14 protein-coding genes and 1 pseudogene are annotated in these 17511 nt (G+C 65.3%); 3 read left to right on the top strand and 12 right to left on the bottom strand.

The window, feature by feature from the left end; all coding sequences use genetic code 11:
- Positions 1 to 35: 35 nt before the first annotated feature.
- Together G4D85_RS19010 and G4D85_RS19005 are read right to left on the bottom strand one after the other, a co-directional pair.
- Positions 36 to 1157 carry an SPFH domain-containing protein gene (locus tag G4D85_RS19010; protein WP_164013918.1) on the bottom strand — a complete coding sequence of 374 codons (1122 nt, stop codon included), beginning with the start codon at positions 1155 to 1157 and terminating at the stop codon, positions 36 to 38.
- Positions 1157 to 1648, bottom strand: coding sequence for an NfeD family protein (locus tag G4D85_RS19005; protein ID WP_164013916.1), 492 nt, complete (start codon positions 1646 to 1648; stop codon positions 1157 to 1159). The genes G4D85_RS19010 and G4D85_RS19005 overlap by 1 nt, the downstream gene beginning before the upstream one ends.
- Before the next feature lie 127 nt (positions 1649 to 1775).
- Between G4D85_RS19005 and G4D85_RS19000 the strand changes: the two genes are divergently transcribed.
- A complete protein-coding gene (locus tag G4D85_RS19000) occupies positions 1776 to 2603 on the top strand; it encodes an alpha/beta fold hydrolase (RefSeq protein ID WP_164013914.1) in 828 nt (275 codons plus the stop codon).
- 21 nt (positions 2604 to 2624) lie between these two features.
- Here G4D85_RS19000 and G4D85_RS18995 read toward each other — a convergent pair whose 3' ends face one another.
- The 4 genes from G4D85_RS18995 to sitA5 all read right to left on the bottom strand — a co-directional run bounded on the left by G4D85_RS18995 (position 2625) and on the right by sitA5 (position 5912).
- Positions 2625 to 3269 carry a glutathione S-transferase N-terminal domain-containing protein gene (locus G4D85_RS18995; protein WP_164013912.1) on the bottom strand — a complete coding sequence of 215 codons (645 nt, stop codon included), beginning with the start codon at positions 3267 to 3269 and terminating at the stop codon, positions 2625 to 2627.
- 243 nt (positions 3270 to 3512) lie between these two features.
- A complete protein-coding gene (locus G4D85_RS18990; RefSeq protein ID WP_164013910.1) occupies positions 3513 to 3818 on the bottom strand; it encodes a hypothetical protein in 306 nt (101 codons plus the stop codon).
- Between the two features lie 439 nt (positions 3819 to 4257).
- Positions 4258 to 4635 carry a DUF2019 domain-containing protein gene (locus G4D85_RS18985; protein ID WP_164013908.1) on the bottom strand — a complete coding sequence of 126 codons (378 nt, stop codon included), beginning with the start codon at positions 4633 to 4635 and terminating at the stop codon, positions 4258 to 4260.
- Complete coding sequence (gene sitA5, locus G4D85_RS18980; RefSeq protein WP_164013905.1) at positions 4632 to 5912, bottom strand: SitA5 family polymorphic toxin; 1281 nt, start codon at positions 5910 to 5912, stop codon at positions 4632 to 4634. Before sitA5 ends, G4D85_RS18985 begins: the two co-directional genes overlap by 4 nt.
- A gap of 395 nt (positions 5913 to 6307) precedes the next feature.
- On the opposite strand from sitA5, the gene G4D85_RS18975 reads away from it, so the two are divergent.
- On the top strand, positions 6308 to 9328 hold the full coding sequence (locus G4D85_RS18975) for an error-prone DNA polymerase (protein WP_164013904.1): 3021 nt from the start codon (positions 6308 to 6310) through the stop codon (positions 9326 to 9328).
- Between the two features lie 163 nt (positions 9329 to 9491).
- Here the strand turns inward: G4D85_RS18975 and G4D85_RS18970 are convergent, their stop codons facing one another.
- The 5 genes and pseudogenes from G4D85_RS18970 to G4D85_RS49495 form a co-directional block, all read right to left on the bottom strand.
- Complete coding sequence (locus G4D85_RS18970; protein ID WP_164013902.1) at positions 9492 to 11093, bottom strand: DUF262 domain-containing protein; 1602 nt, start codon at positions 11091 to 11093, stop codon at positions 9492 to 9494.
- A complete protein-coding gene (locus G4D85_RS18965) occupies positions 11090 to 11911 on the bottom strand; it encodes a hypothetical protein (RefSeq protein WP_164013901.1) in 822 nt (273 codons plus the stop codon). Before G4D85_RS18965 ends, G4D85_RS18970 begins: the two co-directional genes overlap by 4 nt.
- 157 nt (positions 11912 to 12068) lie before the next feature.
- On the bottom strand, positions 12069 to 13730 hold the full coding sequence (locus tag G4D85_RS18960; protein WP_164013899.1) for an acyl-CoA dehydrogenase family protein: 1662 nt from the start codon (positions 13728 to 13730) through the stop codon (positions 12069 to 12071).
- A gap of 130 nt (positions 13731 to 13860) precedes the next feature.
- Positions 13861 to 14463 carry a DUF6209 family protein gene (locus G4D85_RS18955; protein ID WP_240359367.1) on the bottom strand — a complete coding sequence of 201 codons (603 nt, stop codon included), beginning with the start codon at positions 14461 to 14463 and terminating at the stop codon, positions 13861 to 13863.
- A 44-nt stretch (positions 14464 to 14507) separates the two neighbouring features.
- Positions 14508 to 14636, bottom strand: a pseudogene (locus tag G4D85_RS49495) (DUF6209 family protein); the annotation flags it as partial.
- Positions 14637 to 14809: 173 nt separating this feature from the next.
- On the opposite strand from G4D85_RS49495, the gene G4D85_RS18950 reads away from it, so the two are divergent.
- Positions 14810 to 16615, top strand: a complete 1806-nt coding sequence (locus G4D85_RS18950; RefSeq protein ID WP_164013897.1) for an ATPase — start codon at positions 14810 to 14812, stop codon at positions 16613 to 16615.
- Position 16616: 1 nt separating this feature from the next.
- Here G4D85_RS18950 and G4D85_RS18945 read toward each other — a convergent pair whose 3' ends face one another.
- Complete coding sequence (locus tag G4D85_RS18945) at positions 16617 to 17384, bottom strand: WbqC family protein (RefSeq protein WP_240359395.1); 768 nt, start codon at positions 17382 to 17384, stop codon at positions 16617 to 16619.
- Positions 17385 to 17511: the final 127 nt, after the last annotated feature.

Below are 17511 nucleotides of genomic sequence, written 5' to 3'. Positions count from 1 at the left end.
GAAGAAGTTCCCGCGCCGGGCCCGGAAGCGGTGCGTCAGTCGTCCTGCGACTCGGTGGTGGGACGCGGGCGGCGAGGGGGGACGGCGGGCGTGCCGGCGAGGGTGGCCGGCTCGTGGATGGCGCTGCTCCGGGCAATGGCCTGGGCGCTCAGCGAGGCGGCGGAGGGCGCCGAGGGCCGGGCGGGGGCGGCCTGGCCAGCCCGCGGCCTGGCGCCGGCCTCGCCGAAGAGCTCCTTGACGGCGGAGATGGCGCCCAGGGCGGCGGTGGCCTCGTAGGGGATGAACATCTTGTTGTCGCCCCGGCCCAATTCCTGGAGGGTCTCCATGTAGCGCAGCGCGAGCACCTCGGGGGTGGCGCGGCCCTGGTGGATGGCCTCGAAGACGAGGCGGGTGGCCTCGGCCTTGCCCTCGGCCTCCAGCATGACGGCGCGCTTGTGGCCTTCGGCGCGGGCCACCTCGGCGTCGCGCTCGGCCTCGGCGCGGAGGATGCGGGAGATCTTCTCGCCCTCGGCCTGGAGGATGGCGGCGGACTTGTCGCCCTCGGCCTTCGTCACCTCGGCGCGGCGCTCGCGCTCGGCGGTCATCTGCTTGGCCATGGCGGCCTTGATGGCCTGGGGAGGCTCAATCTCGCGCAGCTCCACGCGCGTCACCTTGACGCCCCACTTCTCGGTGGCCTCGTCCAGCACGATGCGCAGCTTGGTGTTCACCGTCTCGCGGCTGGTGAGCGTCTGGTCCAGCGTCAGCCCGCCCATGACGTTGCGCAGGTTGGTCATGGTGAGCTGTTCAATCGCGAGCGCCAGGTTCTCCACCTGGTAGAGCGCCTTCGCGGGGTCGACGATCTGGTAGTAGATGACCGAGCCGACCTCCATGTTGACGTTGTCATGGGTGATGACCTGGACGGTCTCGAAGCCCATGACCTGCTCGCGCAGGTCCACCAGGTTGCTGCGCATGACGCGGTTGCCCGCGCGCATCTCGATGGCCCGGGGGCTGTCGAGGAACGGGATGAGGATGTTGAGCCCGCTGGTGGCCACGTTGTGGAACTTGCCGAGCCGCTCCACGACCATGACCTTGGCCTGCGGGACGATGCGGATGCCGGTGACGAGGGCAAAGCCCACGACCACCGCCGCGATGATGAAAAGAACGGTCAGGAAGTCCATCAGGCCCTCTCCTTCTTCTGATGTTCCCCGGAGGGAACGGACAATGACGCCGATGGGCGGCGCACCCAAAGCTTGAGACCTTCCACCTGCTCCACGGTGACGCGCTCGCCCTCGGCCACGAGTCCCGACAGGGAGCGGGCCGACCACAGCTCGCCGTTGATGCGCACGGTGCCCCCATGGGGCTCGCCGAGCGACTCCACCACCACCGCCTCCTGGCCGAGCATCGCCTCGATGCCCGTCTTCAAATGCGAGGCGGTGCGCATGAAAACGTTTTTGAAGATGGTGCGCGAGGCGGCGAAGAGGCCGGCGGAGACGGCGGTGAAGAGGAAGAGCTGGAAGTTGATGCCCAGCCCGAGCGAGGCGGCGAGCGAGGAGGCCAGCGCCCCCACGGCGAACCAGAGCATCACGAAGCCTGACAGCTTCATCTCCAGCCCGCCGCAGACCAGCGCCGCGACCATCCAGAGCTGCCAGGCAGTGGGGGTGAGGTCCATGGTCCCCTGTTTGGCAGCCGCCTCGCCGTCCTGTCAAACCGGGGGCCGGCGCACGGAGGGGGACTGGAAACAATCGCACTGGAGCCGGGGGTTCCGGCTCCGGACCACCGCCCTATCCTGGATATCCATGCCGTTCCTGTCCATTCGTGGCGCGAAGCTCTACTACGAGGACTCTGGAGGGCCCGGTGAGCCGGTGGTGTTCAGCCACGGGCTCCTGTGGGACTCGCACCTGTTCTCGCGACAGGTGGATGCGTTGAAGGGCCGCTACCGGTGCATCTGCTACGACCACCGGGGGCAGGGCCGCAGCGAGGCGCCCGAGGACGGCAAGCCGATAGACCTGAGGACGGTGTACGAGGACGCGGTGGCCTTCATCCAGGCGCTGCGGCTGGCGCCGTGCCACTTCGTGGGGCTGTCGATGGGGGGCTTCGTGGGGCTGCGCGTCGCGGCGCGGCATCCTGAGCTGCTGAGCTCGCTGGTGCTGCTGGACACGTCGGCGGGGGCGGAGCTTCCGAGCAACCTGCCGCGCTTCCGCCTGCTCTCCTCGGTGACGCACTGGCTGGGGCTGGGACCGGTGGTGGACCGCATCATGCGCATCTACTTCGGGCCCACGTTCATGAACGACCCGGCGAGGCAGGCGGAGCGGGAAGCGCTGCGCCGGCAGCTCGCCAGCAACCCGCGCGCGGTGTGGCGGGCGATGGACGGGGTCATCAACCGGCGGAGCGTGGAGGGCGAACTGCACCGCATCCCCACGCCGACGTTGATTCTGGTGGGCGAGGAGGACGCGGTGACGCTGCCGGAGATGGCGGACCGGCTGCATGAGCGCATCTCCGGCTCGCGGCTGATGCGGCTGCCGCACGGCGGGCACATGAGCAACCTGGAGCAGCCGGAGGCGGTGAACGCCGCCATCTCCTCGTTCCTGGACGAGGTGTCCGAGGATCAGCTCCAGGCGGTGTGAGGGAGCGGCCCGGGGCGACCTTCACGTGTCGAAGCGATAGGCGGTCTCCGCGATGGAGGCTCGCGTCGAGAACCGCCGACAGAACGCGGTCAGCTCGGAGTAGGGAGCGGTCGGCAGGACGTCCCGGAACTCCAGATGCGTCACGAGGCAGAAGAGCGTGACCTCCAGGAAGCTCAGGTCCCGCTGTGGAGGGAGTGCGGCGAGCGCGGACGTCGCGTTCGTCTCCAGCCACGACATCATGTCGACCAGCGCTTTTCGCTGCTTGGTGTGGTGGGCATTGCTGTCGCTGCCGCCAGCGACCTTCGCCATGATCAATGCCACTTCCGTGGCCATGGCCTGAAGCACGAGCTCCTGCGCATTGGCAAGCACCGGCTGGTCGAGGTCCTCCGGCCAGACCACGCGAGGCTTGAGGCTCGAACGGCGCCACAGCTCGCGACAGACATTGAGCGCACCGAACCAGGCACCTCGGGACGTCTGGAGGACGGGGATCCTGAGCGCGGGATTGCCGCCGTAGTCCGCCGGGTCGGAGGACATGAGGTCTCGCACCACCTGAAAGGAATAGTCGACGCGCAGCTCCGCGGCGAAGATCCGGGTGATGCGCGTGAAGTGTGAGCTCGAGCGGCCGATGAGGACAGGGTTGGCGGACTCTTCGAGCGCGGCGGGCATACGTGTTCCTCCGAGGCAGGGAGCTACACGCAGCGACTATAGGTGCTTCCCGCGCCCGGGTCCGCCTTGAGGGAACGCCCTTCGCGTGCGTCGGCCGGCCCGAGGCGACGTACAACGCATTCGCTTCTCCAGTCAGTGGGAACTGCGGCCTCAGCGTCTGCGGGCCGTGACTGGGAGTAGATATGTACTTCCCTGTAGGCCGGGCCTGGGAACGAGTCCCGGGCCCGGTGGAGCGAAGGTGGCTCAGCTCTCGGCGGAGCTGGACACCTCAGCGGTCTGTTCCTCGCCGCAGACCTGTGACGCCACGGACTGCCGGGCCTCGTCCTGGCTCACGGAAGCCGAGGCGTCCGAGGGTTCTTCGCGGGCGCCAGCGCAGACGCCATAGGCCCCACAGGTCGTCAGGGTGCCGCCGCGAGCGCAGGGTTGAGTGCACTCGCTGTATTCAAAGTCGCATTCTTCGTAGCACTGAGGCGGAAGGGCCGAAGCGGCGGTGGGGGCGAGGGTGAGGAAGGCGGTGGCTGCCAGCAGGGACCTCAGAAGCTTGCTCATGATTCCTCCATCCGGGTGTGTATTGCCTTGCCACGTTGATAGGGGTTGAAGCGCAAGTAAATACGTGGTTCCCCGTAGAGTGCGGGAGGGGGCGAATTCCGTAGAGCGTGCGTCGAGGCGAACGTAGCCCTCCGGATGCCTTTGGCGACAACGTGTTTCCGGCGGCGGAGTTCACCTGGCACCGAGGTATGTCGGCGCGGCTCGGCGACTTCCGCCTCGCGGTGATTCCCGGAGGTCACGGGCTCATGTTCTCCGACCCGAGGGCGCTGAGTCGGGGGCTCGTCACCGCCGGCCAGGACTGAGTGGCAGGGGTTGGCTCCGCGGACCGCCCCTGGACGGGGTGCCGCGCCGCGCGCCCCATCCGGAGGCTGGCGTAGGGGCTCTGCTCTCGGCGGAGGCGGACAACTCCGTGGCCTGCTCCTCGTCGCAGACCTGCGATTCACTCTGCCGGGAACGTCAGGGTGCCGGTCTTCCACTCCTTGAGTGTCATCTCGGCATTGAGCCTCACGATGCTCGGAGGCCCTTGGGCGAGGCGCGCCAGCTCGGCCTCCGCGGCTTGGGGCTTGAACTCCAGGACATGCGATGCGGCCCACCCCCGCACATGGGGGTTGCTGCTCCCCATCAACCGAACCAGCGCACTCCGCCCCTCCTCACCCCGGCCCCTCAGCTCCATCCACACGCGGGTGACCTGCTTGTACTGGGCATTGGCTGTCCGGTGGTCGCCGGCTTGAGACGCCTGCCCATGGAGCCAGGCAACTTCTTCGTACGTAGCCTCAAGGTCGGGAATCGAGGCGCTCTTCAAAGACTTGCCCTTCAAGGGGTGGCTCCAAAGTCACGAAGGGTCTTCAACCCGAAATCCCGTTGCGCGTCGAAGGACTGGGTGCTCAACCAGTGACGTACCGTCTTGCCCGCCGTGAAACGCTGAATTGATGAGTAATAACCGCTGATCTTCACATGTAGCCCTTCATTCAGGGCAATCACATTGTGGGTATTGTGAATGACGTGTTTGCCGAACCTGCCGACATTGCCCTTGGTTTGCTCGACGATGTGGTGCCATTGCTTGCCCTGTCCCGCAGGGCCCAGGGCTTTCTTCAGGCCGCTGTGCGAGCCCCAGGACCTGAAGTGGGTCAATGCGGAGGCGCCACGGCTTCGTGGGCTGGTGGCGGCCATGGCTACCGCGCCGGGTGCCAGGACCATGGCGAAGCTTTCCTCCACCACGGCTACCGCGCTCACCTGCCCCACGGCGTCGAGTCTCAGCCCTACTTGTGAGGCGCCCAGCGCCGTCGCCTCAGTGAAGCGGGGAAGGAGTGGCAGTCGCGAGGTCATCCACGAAGCACTTCCCGCCGTGCCTTTGCTCACCAGCGCTGTCGCTGCCAGCAGGAAGATGCGCGCGCCCTCCTGGCCCAGCACTCGGCCGAACCTTGCTCCAGCCTCTTCCAACTCCTGGAAGGTGGTGGCTCTATCGGTGAGGCTCTTCAGCTCTGAACATGCCCGCACTACCTCCAGGAAGGAGTCGACTCCAAGGTAGACCACCAGCACTGCCGCGAGAATCGCCGCGCCTTTGGTGAACACCGGCTCGGGGTTTGCGGCCAGCACTGCCCACGACACCAGGGCAGACACCACCACGGTAGTGAAGAAGTGCGGATTGAGAGTGTCCTCCACCGCTTCAGCGATGCTCTCGCGCATCGGGTCCAGCGACAGTCCCAACGCCAGTGCCAGCTTGTCTTCGGAGGTGAAGCCCAGACCGTCCTCTAGCAGCGAAAGGCAGTCGCCGGGGCCCTCATGGGCCAGGCACCAGCGGCCGTAACTCTTGCGCAGTCCGCCCTGAAGCACTTTGTCCATGGTCGCGCCGTGTGTGGAGGCGCGCACCAACCACCCCGCGGCAGGCGCCCGGATGGAAAGAGGCACGTCCAGCACCAGTCGCGCTAACGACTCCTTGAAGTCGTCTTCGCTCACTGCGATGGCTCTGTCCAAGGAGGTCGGGACGTACTCCGGTGGCCCGCCTTCTCTCGTGTCGAGGTGTGCGACGCGAGTGCTTGCGCAGCCCATCCACACGAAGAGCAGCAGCAACGCTACGGCTCGGCGCCACATCATCGAGATCCTCCCATTCTGGCTGTTGCTGAGCGGTGGATATCTACCAGAGCGCTCAAGTTCGAGAGCCAGGAGATTCCGGTGCGGAGTCTGGGGCTTCTGCTCAAGTGTCAGGCGTTTTCACGCGAGCCGCTGGCCCGGGGAGCGGAGTCGCTCGACCTCTCGGAGTTCGAGGCGACAGCGTGTTCCCCCCCCGCAGTGGAGGCCAGCTGGCGCGAACCCTCGTCACCCTCGGGGCAGGACTGAGCATCGGTCCTCGGAAGTGTCCGGGGACGCACATCGACCCTGGGTCAGCCGGGGCGGATCGTCCTCATTCGCGGCAACCCATGAAGTCTCCCTGCTCACCGAGTGCAGATCCGACCTAGCGCCTGAACGGCCGCTCAGTATGTTGATCCGTTGTGGACTACGCCGAGCTCGTCTGTCGCTCCAACTTCTCGTTCCTGCGCGGGGCCTCGCATCCGGAGGAGCTGGTGGCGACTGCCGCGAGGCTCGGGCTGCGCGCGCTGGCGCTGACGGACGCGGACGGGCTGTACGGGGTGGTGAAGGCGCACCTGGCGGCGAAGGAGCACGGCCTGAAGCTCATCCTCGGGGCCGAGCTGACGCTGGAGGACGCCCCGCCGGTGGTGGTGTACGCGGCGGACGCAGGCGGGTACGCGAACCTGTGTAGTCTGGTGTCGCAGAGCCGGATGACGCATCCAAAGGGGGAGGCGGGGCTGCCGTGGCGGGCGCTGGCGGACCGCTCCGCGGGGCTGATCGCATTGCTTCCCGAGCCGGCTCCGGTGGAGCGGGTGGCCGCGCTGGCGGAGGCCTTCCCGGAGCGCTTCCACGTGGGGCTGTGCCGGACGCTGTCGGCGGGGGACGCGGCACGCGAGGCCCAGGTGGACGCCCTGGCGCGGGAAATGGGCGTGCCCGTGGTGGTGCACAACGACGTGCATACGCACCACCGGCGAAGGCAGCCGTTGCAGGACGTGCTGGTGGCGGTTCGCCACGGGACGACGGTGGACAAGGTGGGGACGCGGCTGCATCCCAACGCGGAGCGGACGCTGAAGGGGCCGCATGAGATGGGGCGGCTGTTCGCGGACCGGCCGGAGGCGCTGGAGCGGACGGTGGAGCTGGCGTCGCGCTGTCACGCCTCGCTGGATGACCTGCACTACCGCTTTCCGGAGGAGGACCTCCCCGAGGGGCGGACGGCGAACCAACATCTACGGACGCTGACGTACGAGGGGCTCGCGGTGCGCTATCCGGGAGGCGTGCCGCCGGAGGTGGTGCGGCAGATTGAGCATGAATTGAAGCTCATCGCCGCGCTGGATTTCGCGGGGTACTTCCTGGCGCTGTGGGACATCGTGGGGTTCGCGCGGAGGCGGGGGATTCTCTGCCAGGGACGAGGGAGCGCGGCGAACTCGGCGGTTTGCTACGCGCTCCAGATTACTGCGATTGACCCGGTGCGGATGGGGCTGCTGTTCGAGCGGTTCCTGAGCATGGAGCGCAAGGAGCCGCCCGACATTGACGTGGACTTCGAGCACGAGCGGCGCGAGGAGGTGCTCCAGTACGTCTACGAGAAGCACGGCCGGCAGCGGGCGGGGATGGTGTGCGAGGTCATCTGCTATCGGGGCCGGCTGGCGCTGCGAGAGACGGGCAAGGCGCTGGGGCTGTCACTGGACCAGGTGGACAAGCTGTCGAAGGTGGCGGCGGCGAACGGGTTCCAGGTGACGCCGGAGGTGCTGCTGGAGGCGGGGCTGTCTGCCTTTGACAGCCGGGTGCAGAAGACGCTGTCGCTGGCGATGGAGATGGAAGGCTTTCCGAGACACCTGTCCATCCACGTGGGCGGGTTCGTGATTACACGCGAGCCGCTGACGGAGTTGGTGCCGGTGGAGAACGCGGCGATGCCGGGCCGCACGGTCATCCAGTGGGAAAAGGATGACATCAACTCGATTGGCCTGCTGAAGGTGGATCTGCTGGCGCTGGGGATGCTGACGGCGCTGTCGAAGTGCTTCGCACTGATTCGAGAGCACCGCGGGAGGGAGCTGTCGCTGGCGACGATTCCGGCGGAGGACCCGAAGGTCTACGACATGCTGTGCGAGGCGGACACGGTGGGGGTGTTCCAGATTGAAAGCCGCGCGCAGATGAACATGCTGCCGAGGCTGCGGCCGAGGACGTTCTACGACCTGGTGGTGGAGATCGCGCTCATCCGCCCGGGGCCGATTGTCGGGAATATGGTGCACCCGTTCCTGCGGCGGAGGCATGGCATCGAGAAGGTGGAGTACCCGAGCGAGGCGGTGAAGGAGATTCTCGGGAAGACGCTGGGGGTGCCGCTCTTCCAGGAGCAGGCGATGAAGCTGGCGATGGTGGCTGCGGGCTTCACGGCGGGGGAGGCGGATGGGCTGCGGCGGGTGCTGAGCCACAAGCGGGCGGAGTCGATGCTGTTGCAGTACAGGGGCCGCTTCGTGGAGGGCTGTATCGCGCGCGGGTACGCGCCGGGACAAGCAGAGGAGTGGTTCGACAACTTTCGCGGCTTCGCGCACTACGGGTTCCCGGAGAGCCACTCGGCGAGCTTCGCGCTGATTGCGTACGCGTCGAGCTGGCTGAAGTGCCACTACCCGGCGGCCTTCACGGCGGCGCTGCTGAACTCCCAGCCGATGGGCTTCTACGCGCCGCACACGCTGGTGGCGGATGCGCAGCGGCACGGGGTGGAGGTGCGGGAGGTGGACGTGCAGCGCTCGAGTTGGGACTGCACGCTGGAGGAGGGCGGACGGGCGCTACGGCTGGGCCTGCGGATGGTGAAGGGCCTGGGAGAGTCCGCGGGGCGCCGGGTGGAGTCGGCGAAGGGGGAGGGGTTCCGGGACGTGGGAGACCTGGCGAGGCGGGCGCGGATTCCCAGGCACGAGCTGACACGGCTGGCGCTGGCGGGTGCGCTGGCGGGGCTATGTGGAGCAAGGCGCAAGGCGCTGTGGGAAATCCAGGCGCTGGGGCCGCTGGACTCGGACGACCTGTTCTTTGGGATGTCGATGGACGGCACGGAGGTGGAGCTGCCTTCGATGAGCCTCTACGAGCGCGTGGTCGCGGATTACGACACGGTGGGGCTGTCGCTGGAGAAGCACCCGCTGGAACTGCTTCGGCCGACATTGAAGAAGCTGGGCGCGGTGACGGCGGAGGGACTGAAGAAGGTGCCCTCGGGTCGGAAGGTGGCGGTGGGCGGGATGCTCATCTGCCGGCAGCGGCCGCCCACGGCGAAGGGCATCTGCTTCATCTCGCTGGAGGACGAGACGGGCATCGCGAACCTCATCGTGCCTCCGGACGTGTACGAGCAGTGCCGGAAGCAGATCCACGGCGCGCTCTTCCTAGTGGGGCAGGGTGTGCTGGAGCGCTCGGGCAAGGTAACGAACTTGAAGACGCGAAGTGTAGTTTCGCTCAACGGTTGATATGGGAGGCTTGTGTCATGAGTGTAGAGATAAATTCATGACACAAGCGCGCTTGGCATACTGGATATTTTATCCGGTAGTGATCGCTAGTTTGGACGCAAGCGGCAACTGCTCTTCTGAAAGCCCAGCCTGAGTGCGCGGTGGGCTGTTCATCTCCAGGGTATTACGTTGTCAGCAGCTCAATCGATTGTTCGATGATATACTGAGCGCGAGAGTATAAGAAGGCGTTCCAGTCCCCCTCTTTCAAATGACGGAGGCATTCGTCAGTGATCAGCTGTGAGTCAAGGATACTGTTCGCAGATTTTCCAAATCGCTTAGGGGCGGTAAGGATTGTTTCCAAGACGGACGTCTTCCTGAACTCTTTCCTGTCTGAGGGGACTCCGAGAATCATGTTTGGAAGGAGCCGGGCGGTATCGGACTCAATCTCCGAGACGCTCAGTTCATTCATTTCAACAATCGGATAGTATGATGATTGATTGAATTCAGACATGAATTCCTGTGGATCTATTGCGTCTCCTGTCACGAGGCTCTTGGCTTCTCTCATCGAGAACAGTGTTGCCAATGCACTGGAGAGCGCTCGGCGGACAATAAATCGCCGATACACCAAGTCTTCGGGCTCCAAGTCAATGCGAATTTCGTGCAGTGGGGAGCGACTGTCTTCCAGGTGCTCGACGGAGTCGACAAGGTTGGCTATGTAGCTGTCAGGCTTTCCTTGAAGTCCCTCTGTCAGGTTGGTCGCCCATAGCCAGTTGCGGATGATTGTTTTTGATGCCGCTGTTTGTTTCTTTGGGCTAAGAAGAAAGAGTTTTGCAACGACTATGAGTTGAGCCTCATATGGGACGTAGTCGTATGAGTAGATTCTGAAGTCAGATTTTAGGAATTCAATTGATTTGCGAAGAGCGTTTTCGGTGAGCTTCATGGCTCCCCGCAGTTTGACGGCACTCTTGCCCCTGAGTTCTAGCATTTCGTCCAAGGTGGGGGCCTTGCCGAAGCTGACAGCAAGTACCTTTACAAAGGTTTCTGGCGGTATGTTGAAGCCGTCATCTTCTAGTGAGAGCTTGAGGCGCGAGGTCTCTTTCGTGAGGTCAAAGCGCTCCGACCACGTAACCGCTCTCATGAAATCGACTGCGCTTAGCCTTGTTCCTGTGTTGTTGATTCGCTCGAAGATCTCAACAACCTCCTTTGTATTTCGACCTTTGATTGTGACGGTTGGTATCATGTACTCTTGGAAAACGGCATGGAGCGTGATCGCTTGGTCGAGTAACGCCTCGCCATCCGGCAGTTTGGCGAGTTCTCGCTGAGCATTCAGGAATTCCCTAGGAGCAAAAAGAACGCCCAAGTTGATTCCTCCCTCCATCGAGTCTCTTGTTCTCGTTTGGTAAAAAGCTTGTTTTCTTAGGTCGAAGGAGACATTGAATTTCTCTTTATCTTTGATGTCTCTTGGGTAGAAACAGTTGAATAGGGTTGTCAGGCGTTGCTGGCCATCGAGGATGAATGATGTGGGCTGCTTGTTGTCTGCGCCTGGAGATGGGAAGTTTTGGTCGGTTTCTGTGATTAGCGTACCGCTCTCGGTGTTCCAGAAAAGAAGGCTTCCGATTGGATAGCCTTTGTATACGCTTTCCAGGAGTTCAAGAATTTGCTTCTCAGACCAGACGTAGCCGCGCTGAAATGCCGGAACACGAATTTCGCCTGACTGAACACGACGAAGTACGGTCGGTAAATGCTGCACTTCGGGAATGGGAGGGGGGAGGTGGGCTCTGGTCATTTTGCTGCTCCCTTCTTCTTCTTGGATGCCTTGCTGGACTGGCTCGTGTGTCGCAGTTCCATGATCGTACCTTCAAGCAGATGTAGAGTATGCCCAAGGTAGCTCGCTTTGAATCGTCCTGTGGAATAATTCCACTTCCACTCGTCTCCTTCTCGCTGCTCTTGGAGTCGAAGCTCTTCATAGAAGACGTGCGTCAGGGCGCGTAGTACTTCCTGAAGCTGTGTGGTTAGCTGGACTTCGACCCTGACTGGGGCGCGGAAGGTTCTCCAAGTTGGCCTTACGAGTTCTACCTCAATGTCCACGTAGAAGTGGTACGCATAGTACCCGCTGTCTTGTTGTCTAGAGTAGAAGTCCGAGGCGAGACTAAGCTTGTCTGCGCGGGCAGACAATGCCTGGGCCACATACTCAGGGCCATCAAGATATGCGCAAACAAGCTCGCCTCGGACAGTGTCATTGAGGCGCTGCATCCAGTTGTCCGGCGTGATCCATCCTTCTTGGGGCTTGCTTGGGAAATTCTTGTTTTTGATGATGTTTGTACGATAGGACTTGTTGACAACTGAGTCGTAGGTCTTAGGGGTCAATTGAAGCGCTGAGTTTGTAAATAGTCTTGTCCCGGTCCTGTCCTTGTATGACGACTCTAAGTCGATAAAGAAGTCGTCAAGATCGCTGAAGAACGGATGCGCCTGGGCCGTTGACAGTGCTGCTGTTGCGTTGGTTTGATAGATTTTCTTTGTCTTTTCGTCGAGAGCCTGTCTCAGCTCTGTCTTTGCCCACTGCGGGTATGCACTGTATTTTGGTAGCTCCACGACTTTTTTCATTTTTTATCCTTAGGCGTCGAGGGCGTGTGGAGGGCCGTATCTGTTGGAATTGGCTAGAAAGGTTCGTTTTTTTTGCTGCTTTGATGTTGTGCTTCGTGGATTTTGCGGACTTGGTGTGCCTTCTATGTGGTTGGTGCTTGTTGTGGCCGGCTGGAGATCATTCCAACAGACGCGCGTCCTCAAAGTCCAGTTCATCCCGGATGAGGTCCACGCCATGCTGCGCGAACCGCCGCGCCGCCGCCTTGCTTCGTGGCCCGTGCCCGTTATCCAGACACCACTGCGCATGATCGCTCAGCAGCGCCAGTTCCAGCGTCCGTCCCAGCGTCAGTGAGAACCGCCGAGCCCCAGCCTCCATCGTCGCCGGATTCCCCATCGCCCCAGTCACCCACGCCCGCGCGTGCTCCAGCGCACTGCCTGCCGCCTCCACACAGGGCCGCAGACCCGAATCCCTCACTCCGGCCAGTCGCCCCTCCACCTCATGGAAGAACGCCTCCAGCGTTCCCTCCTTCGCCAAGGCCCGCAGTGCATCCAGGGACAGCACATTCGTAGTCCCCTCCCAGATGGACAGCACCTGAGAGTCCGCCTGCAACCGCGGCACCCCGGTGTCCTCCACATACCCGGCCCCACCGAACGCCTCCGACACCTCCGAAGTCACCTGCACCGCCTGGCGCCCCGTGGTCAGCTTCGCCAGCGGAGTCACCAGCCGCTGAAGCAGCAGCTCCCGCTCCGTGGCCACCTTCGCCTCCATCCGCCCCAGCAATTCCACCGCGCGCAACGCCAGCATGAACCCCGCCTGGAACTCCGCCTCCAGCCCGGCCAGGGTGTCCACGTGGAGCGGCTTCTCCGCCAGCTTCGCCCCGAACTGCACCCGCCGCTGTGCATAGTCCCGGGCCAGCGCCAAGCCCCGGCGCATGCCCCACACCGCGCCCATGGCATTCCACGTGCGCGTCACATTCAGCATCCACGCCATGTTCTTGATGCCGTCCGTCAACCCGGCCACCGGAGTCGCCAGAGTCCCATCCAGCGTCAGCTCCGCCGTGGGCACCTTCCGCGTCCCGAACTTGTCCTTCAGCCGGTTGATCTGAATCCCATTCAGCTTCCCCGCGGCATCCCGGGTCTCCACGTAGAAGATCGCCAGCCCCTTGCCCCCGGGTCCATTCCCCTCGGGGCGCGCCAGGGTCAGCGCCATCTGCGCCGTCGTCGCGGACGTGAACCACTTCGTCCCCGACAACCTCCACCCCTCGGGAGACTGCCGAGCCGCCGTCTGCGTCAGCCCCACGTCCGAGCCGCCGGTCCGCTCGGTCATCCACTGTCCCGACGTCCAGAAGGTCGCCGGATCCCGCGAGGTCAGCCGGGGCAGGGCGCGGTCAATCAACCCCTGATTCCCCAGCATCAGCAGCGACCGCGCGGCCCCGTCCGTCATCGCCAGCGGACACGAGTACACATCGAGCGACGGCTGCACGAGGTAGTTCAGGACGAACTGGTGCACCCGGCTGAGCTCAGCGCTCTTCTGCTCGTACGCCGTCGCCACCAGCCCGTGCTTCGCGGCGAGAACCTCCGCCTCCTTCCACAGCGGCGACACCTCGATGTGGTCGATGCGGTGCCCCCACGCATCCCACTGCGTCAGCTCCGGCTCGTTCAGCCTGTCCCGCAGCTGGAACTCATAGAAATACCCCCCGCCCAGGTCCCCCAGCTCCCGCAGCTCCCCGTGAATCGAGCGCCGGAGGTCCTCGGGCAGGGTGCGCGCCAGGTAGCTCTGCAAGAGCGCGTCGTCGTCGTACTGGTTCCCAAGCCTCGGCGGTTCCTGGAAGAAGCCCATGCGCCGAAATTAACACCCGCTCTTCCGGATGGGCACCCAAGCCGCGTGGGCCACTCCGGACCCACCAAACACAGATGCCCCGAGGGCCAGGGGCCCACGGGGCATCCAGAAACACCACCGACTCCAGCCGCTACGGCTGCAGCGAGAACCCGTAGTTCGCGTTGAGGTTGGAGTCCCAGCGGCGGCAGTAGCCCCGGTCCCAGTTCTCGAACCACATCGTCACGGACCGCGCACCCACGGGCGGGTTGATCGTCACCGGCACTCCCCGGCGCGAGTACCCGGAGACCGCCGTGACGCTCACGTCCGTCACCGGGCCGTTGTCGAAGCGGTAGTGCATCGCCACTTCCCACGTGGGCGCGCCGTTGTAGAGGAGCCGGCACTCGGGGAGCCGGTCGAGGTCGAAGTCCACGACCAGCGGCTGCCCCGCCCTCGGCGTGCCGACGACGTACTCCACCCAGCCCTCCTGGAACACAATCGTGGGCGGTACCGCCGTCCCGGTCGCGTGGACGGTGAAATCGAAGTTCGTCCCGTAGTTCGAGTCGTAGTTCTCACAGCCGGGGCTGGCCACGCGGAACCACACCTCCAGCGGGCCCGCCACGGGCAGGTCGATGACGGCCGGGGCTCCCGTGGACGGAGCGCCCGCGACATCGAAGCTGGCCTCGGCGCCGCCGTTGAGGCGGTAGTGGCCGGTGAGGCTCCAGCCCGGGTGCCATCCGGCAGCGTGACGCGGCACTGCGGCAGGCGGGCGGCGTCGTAGGCAATCTGCACCTGTCCGCCGGCGACCAGCGGGGCGGACTCGGCGAGGCTCCAGTTGGCGTTGAAAGTGATGACGGGAGCGGTCTGCGCTGCGGCGGCGGTGCCGGCCAGCAGCAGGGGGAGGGTGAGGAGGGACAGGAGTCGCTTCACGGATGGGGCTCCGGGTGTGGGGGGAGTGCCTCGACGCGCGCATCTTTGCCACAGCCCCCTGACGCGGAAAACCCGCAGCCAGAGGAAACCCGTCTCAACCCGTCACCGTCGTGTTTCGTTGAATCCTCAGCAATGCGGTAGGCTCGCGGCAGCACAACTTCGAGCGAGCGCCAATGTCCCTGTTCAGGAGGCCGTCCCCCCCGGCCGCAGGCGAGCCAGCCGACGATTCCAACCGCACCGTCACCCCGGTGGAAACGCCCGCTGTCCCCGCCCTGTCCCCCAGCCCGGTGCTCTCCGGCCCGCCGCGCCCGCGCACGGGCCTCACGGGCGCATCCCCCGCGCTCCCGAGTCGGCCCGCCGTCCCCCAGCGCCCCCCTCTGCAGGAGAGCGCCGACGTCTCCACCGAGCGCCGCTCCGTCGTCGTCTCCCCGGACGCCGCCATCCCCGAGCGCCGCGCCCCACTCGCGCCCCCACCCTCCGCTCCGCCCGAGCGCCGCGCCCCACTCGCGCCCGCCGCCGCCGCGCCGCCTGAGCGCCGAGCTCCGCCACCCGCGGCCCAGGCTCAGGCCCCGGCCCCGTACACGGGCCCCGAGCGCCGCACCGCCAACGCGCCCCCTCCGGGCCCTGACCGTCGCGGAAGCGGAGCCGGCCCGCAGCGTCGGAGCGCGGACGGCTCCAGCCCCCCCGCCTCCACGGACCGCTTCTGGCCCGCGCAGCCGCGCAACCTCGAGGAGACGGGCCTTACCGCGACGTTCATCGAGGAGCTGGTCCTCAAGGCCCTCTTCTCCGCCGGTGAGATGCGGGGCATGGACCTGGCCGCCCGACTCCAGCTCCCGACCTCCATCGTCGACGACACCATCGAGGGGCTGCGCCGTCAGAAGTACGTCGACATCCGCGGCGGTGGCGGCTCGGGCGTGGGCAGGTCCACGATGATCTACCAGCTCACCACGTTCGTGACGGACGTGCTGCGGCAGATCAACGACCGCAACCGCTACAACGGCCCGGCCCCCATCCCCTTCCAGGAGTGGGCGGCGGCGGTGAAGAAGCAGACCGTCCGCGGCAACCGCATCACCCGCTCGCGGATGGAGGACAAGTTCGGCGACCTCGTCATCCGCGACTACATCTTCGACGGCATCGGCCCGGCGATGAACTCCGGCCGCGCCATCTTCTTCTACGGCCCGCCCGGCAACGGCAAGACGGCCATCTGCCAGGGGATGGTCAACTGCTTCGAGGGGGACGTCTTCATCCCCTACGCGCTGCTCATCGACGACTTCGTGGTGAAGATCTTCGACGCCAACCTCCACAAGCCCGTGGAGGAGGAGGGCGCGCCCGCGTACGACCGGCGCTGGGTGCGCTGCAAGCGCCCGCTCGTGGTGGTGGGCGGAGAGCTGACGCTGGAGATGCTCGACCTCGTCTACTCGCCGGAGGTGAAGTACTACGAGGCCCCGTTCCAGATGAAGGCGAGCAACGGGATGCTCCTCATCGACGACTTCGGCCGGCAGAAGGTGTCCCCCAAGGACCTGCTCAACCGGTGGATCGTCCCGCTGGAGAGCGACATCGACATGCTCACCCTGCACACCGGCAAGAAGGTGCAGGTGCCCTTCGACGTGTTCGCCGCCTTCTCCACCAACCTGGACCCCAACGACCTCGTGGACGACGCCTTCCTGCGCCGCGTCCGCTACAAGCTGGAGGTGCAGCGCCCGGACGAAGAGCAGTTCCACGAGATCTTCCAGATCATGTGCCGCAAGCGCGGCGTGGCCTACGACGCGGCCGCGGTGGACTACCTCATCGACACGCACTACCGGCCGCTGGGGCGTCCCTTCGCGGCCTGCCAGCCGCGAGACCTGCTCGACCAGGTCATCGACATGGCGCACTACCAGGGCACGGAGCCACGCCTGGCCCCGGAGCTGCTGGACGGAGCCGTGCGGGGCTACTTCGTCCGCTTCGACAAGGACAAGCCGGCCGGCAAGACGCCCTGAGTCAGCCGCCGCCCGGGGCCTGCGCGAAGGGCCCCCAGGGCGAGGGCTCCAGCCACCGGCGCACCTCGTCCACGGGGACGTTGGACAGCACGTCCACCAGCGACATGCCGTGGACGAAGCGCCCCTCGCGGCCCTGGGAGTAGGGCGGGTGGCGGAAGCGCTGCCACAGCACGCGCACGTCCGCGTCCCGGAAGAGGTTGAGCTTCAGGTACAGCGACGAGCCCATGCCCGAGTAGTACGTGTGCGCGCCGAGCTGCTGGCAGTACGCCACCAGCCGTCCCGTCTTGTCCTCGCCCTGCTTCTCCAGCGTGGAGGCCAGCACGAGGTTCGGCCGCAGCCCCAGCGGCTCGTAGAAGAGCGCCATGCTCGCCAGCAGCACCCGCAGCAGCGAGCCCGGCCCGCCCTCGCGCCCCGCCGCGTCATAGAAGGGCTCCACGCGCGGCAGCACCTGGGTGTTGAAGTGTGGCCGCCGCCCGTACAGCGTCACCAGCGTCTGCAGGTGCTTGCGGGCCCAGGGCTGGCGCGTGTCCACCGCCAGATCTCCAATGATGGAGTCCCGGTGGGGGTCCTCCAGGGGGATGGACAGCCACTGGAAGCCGGGCTCGGTGGGGGGCGGCAGGGGCACGTTGGCCGGCAGCGCCACCCGGGTGCGCCGCTGCCAGCCGCGCCGCAGCCACTGCACGTTGTCCAGCACCAAGAGGGTGCCCGAGCGCGCCACCTGCTCGTAGAAGTCCACCCACGGCAGGTAGTGCGGCTGCTCGGCCACCAGGATTCCAGGGATACCCGGCACGATCCAAGGATATGCGCCAGTGGCACCTCTCGTGACACCTCTCTTTCAATGGAGTCACCCGTTTGCAGCTTGCTCGCAGTGCCATGGGGCAAGTCAGACCCAGCTT

Source organism: Pyxidicoccus trucidator, from assembly GCF_010894435.1.
GTDB lineage: Bacteria > Myxococcota > Myxococcia > Myxococcales > Myxococcaceae > Myxococcus > Myxococcus trucidator.
The sequence above is the reverse complement of the archived record's forward strand: the minus strand, read 5'-3'. Positions and strand labels throughout refer to the sequence as shown.

Excerpts from the sequence above, each read along its gene's own strand:
- G4D85_RS19010 (WP_164013918.1), bottom strand. The coding sequence starts at position 1,157 with ATGGACTTCCTGACCGTTCTTTTCATCATCGCGGCGGTGGTCGTGGGC.
- G4D85_RS19005 (WP_164013916.1), bottom strand. The coding sequence starts at position 1,648 with ATGGACCTCACCCCCACTGCCTGGCAGCTCTGGATGGTCGCGGCGCTG.
- G4D85_RS19000 (WP_164013914.1), top strand. The coding sequence starts at position 1,776 with ATGCCGTTCCTGTCCATTCGTGGCGCGAAGCTCTACTACGAGGACTCT.
- G4D85_RS18995 (WP_164013912.1), bottom strand. The coding sequence starts at position 3,269 with ATGCCCGCCGCGCTCGAAGAGTCCGCCAACCCTGTCCTCATCGGCCGC.
- G4D85_RS18990 (WP_164013910.1), bottom strand. The coding sequence starts at position 3,818 with ATGAGCAAGCTTCTGAGGTCCCTGCTGGCAGCCACCGCCTTCCTCACC.
- sitA5 (WP_164013905.1), bottom strand. The coding sequence starts at position 5,912 with ATGATGTGGCGCCGAGCCGTAGCGTTGCTGCTGCTCTTCGTGTGGATG.
- G4D85_RS18970 (WP_164013902.1), bottom strand. The coding sequence starts at position 11,093 with ATGACCAGAGCCCACCTCCCCCCTCCCATTCCCGAAGTGCAGCATTTA.
- G4D85_RS18965 (WP_164013901.1), bottom strand. The coding sequence starts at position 11,911 with ATGAAAAAAGTCGTGGAGCTACCAAAATACAGTGCATACCCGCAGTGG.
- G4D85_RS18960 (WP_164013899.1), bottom strand. The coding sequence starts at position 13,730 with ATGGGCTTCTTCCAGGAACCGCCGAGGCTTGGGAACCAGTACGACGAC.
- G4D85_RS18950 (WP_164013897.1), top strand. The coding sequence starts at position 14,810 with ATGTCCCTGTTCAGGAGGCCGTCCCCCCCGGCCGCAGGCGAGCCAGCC.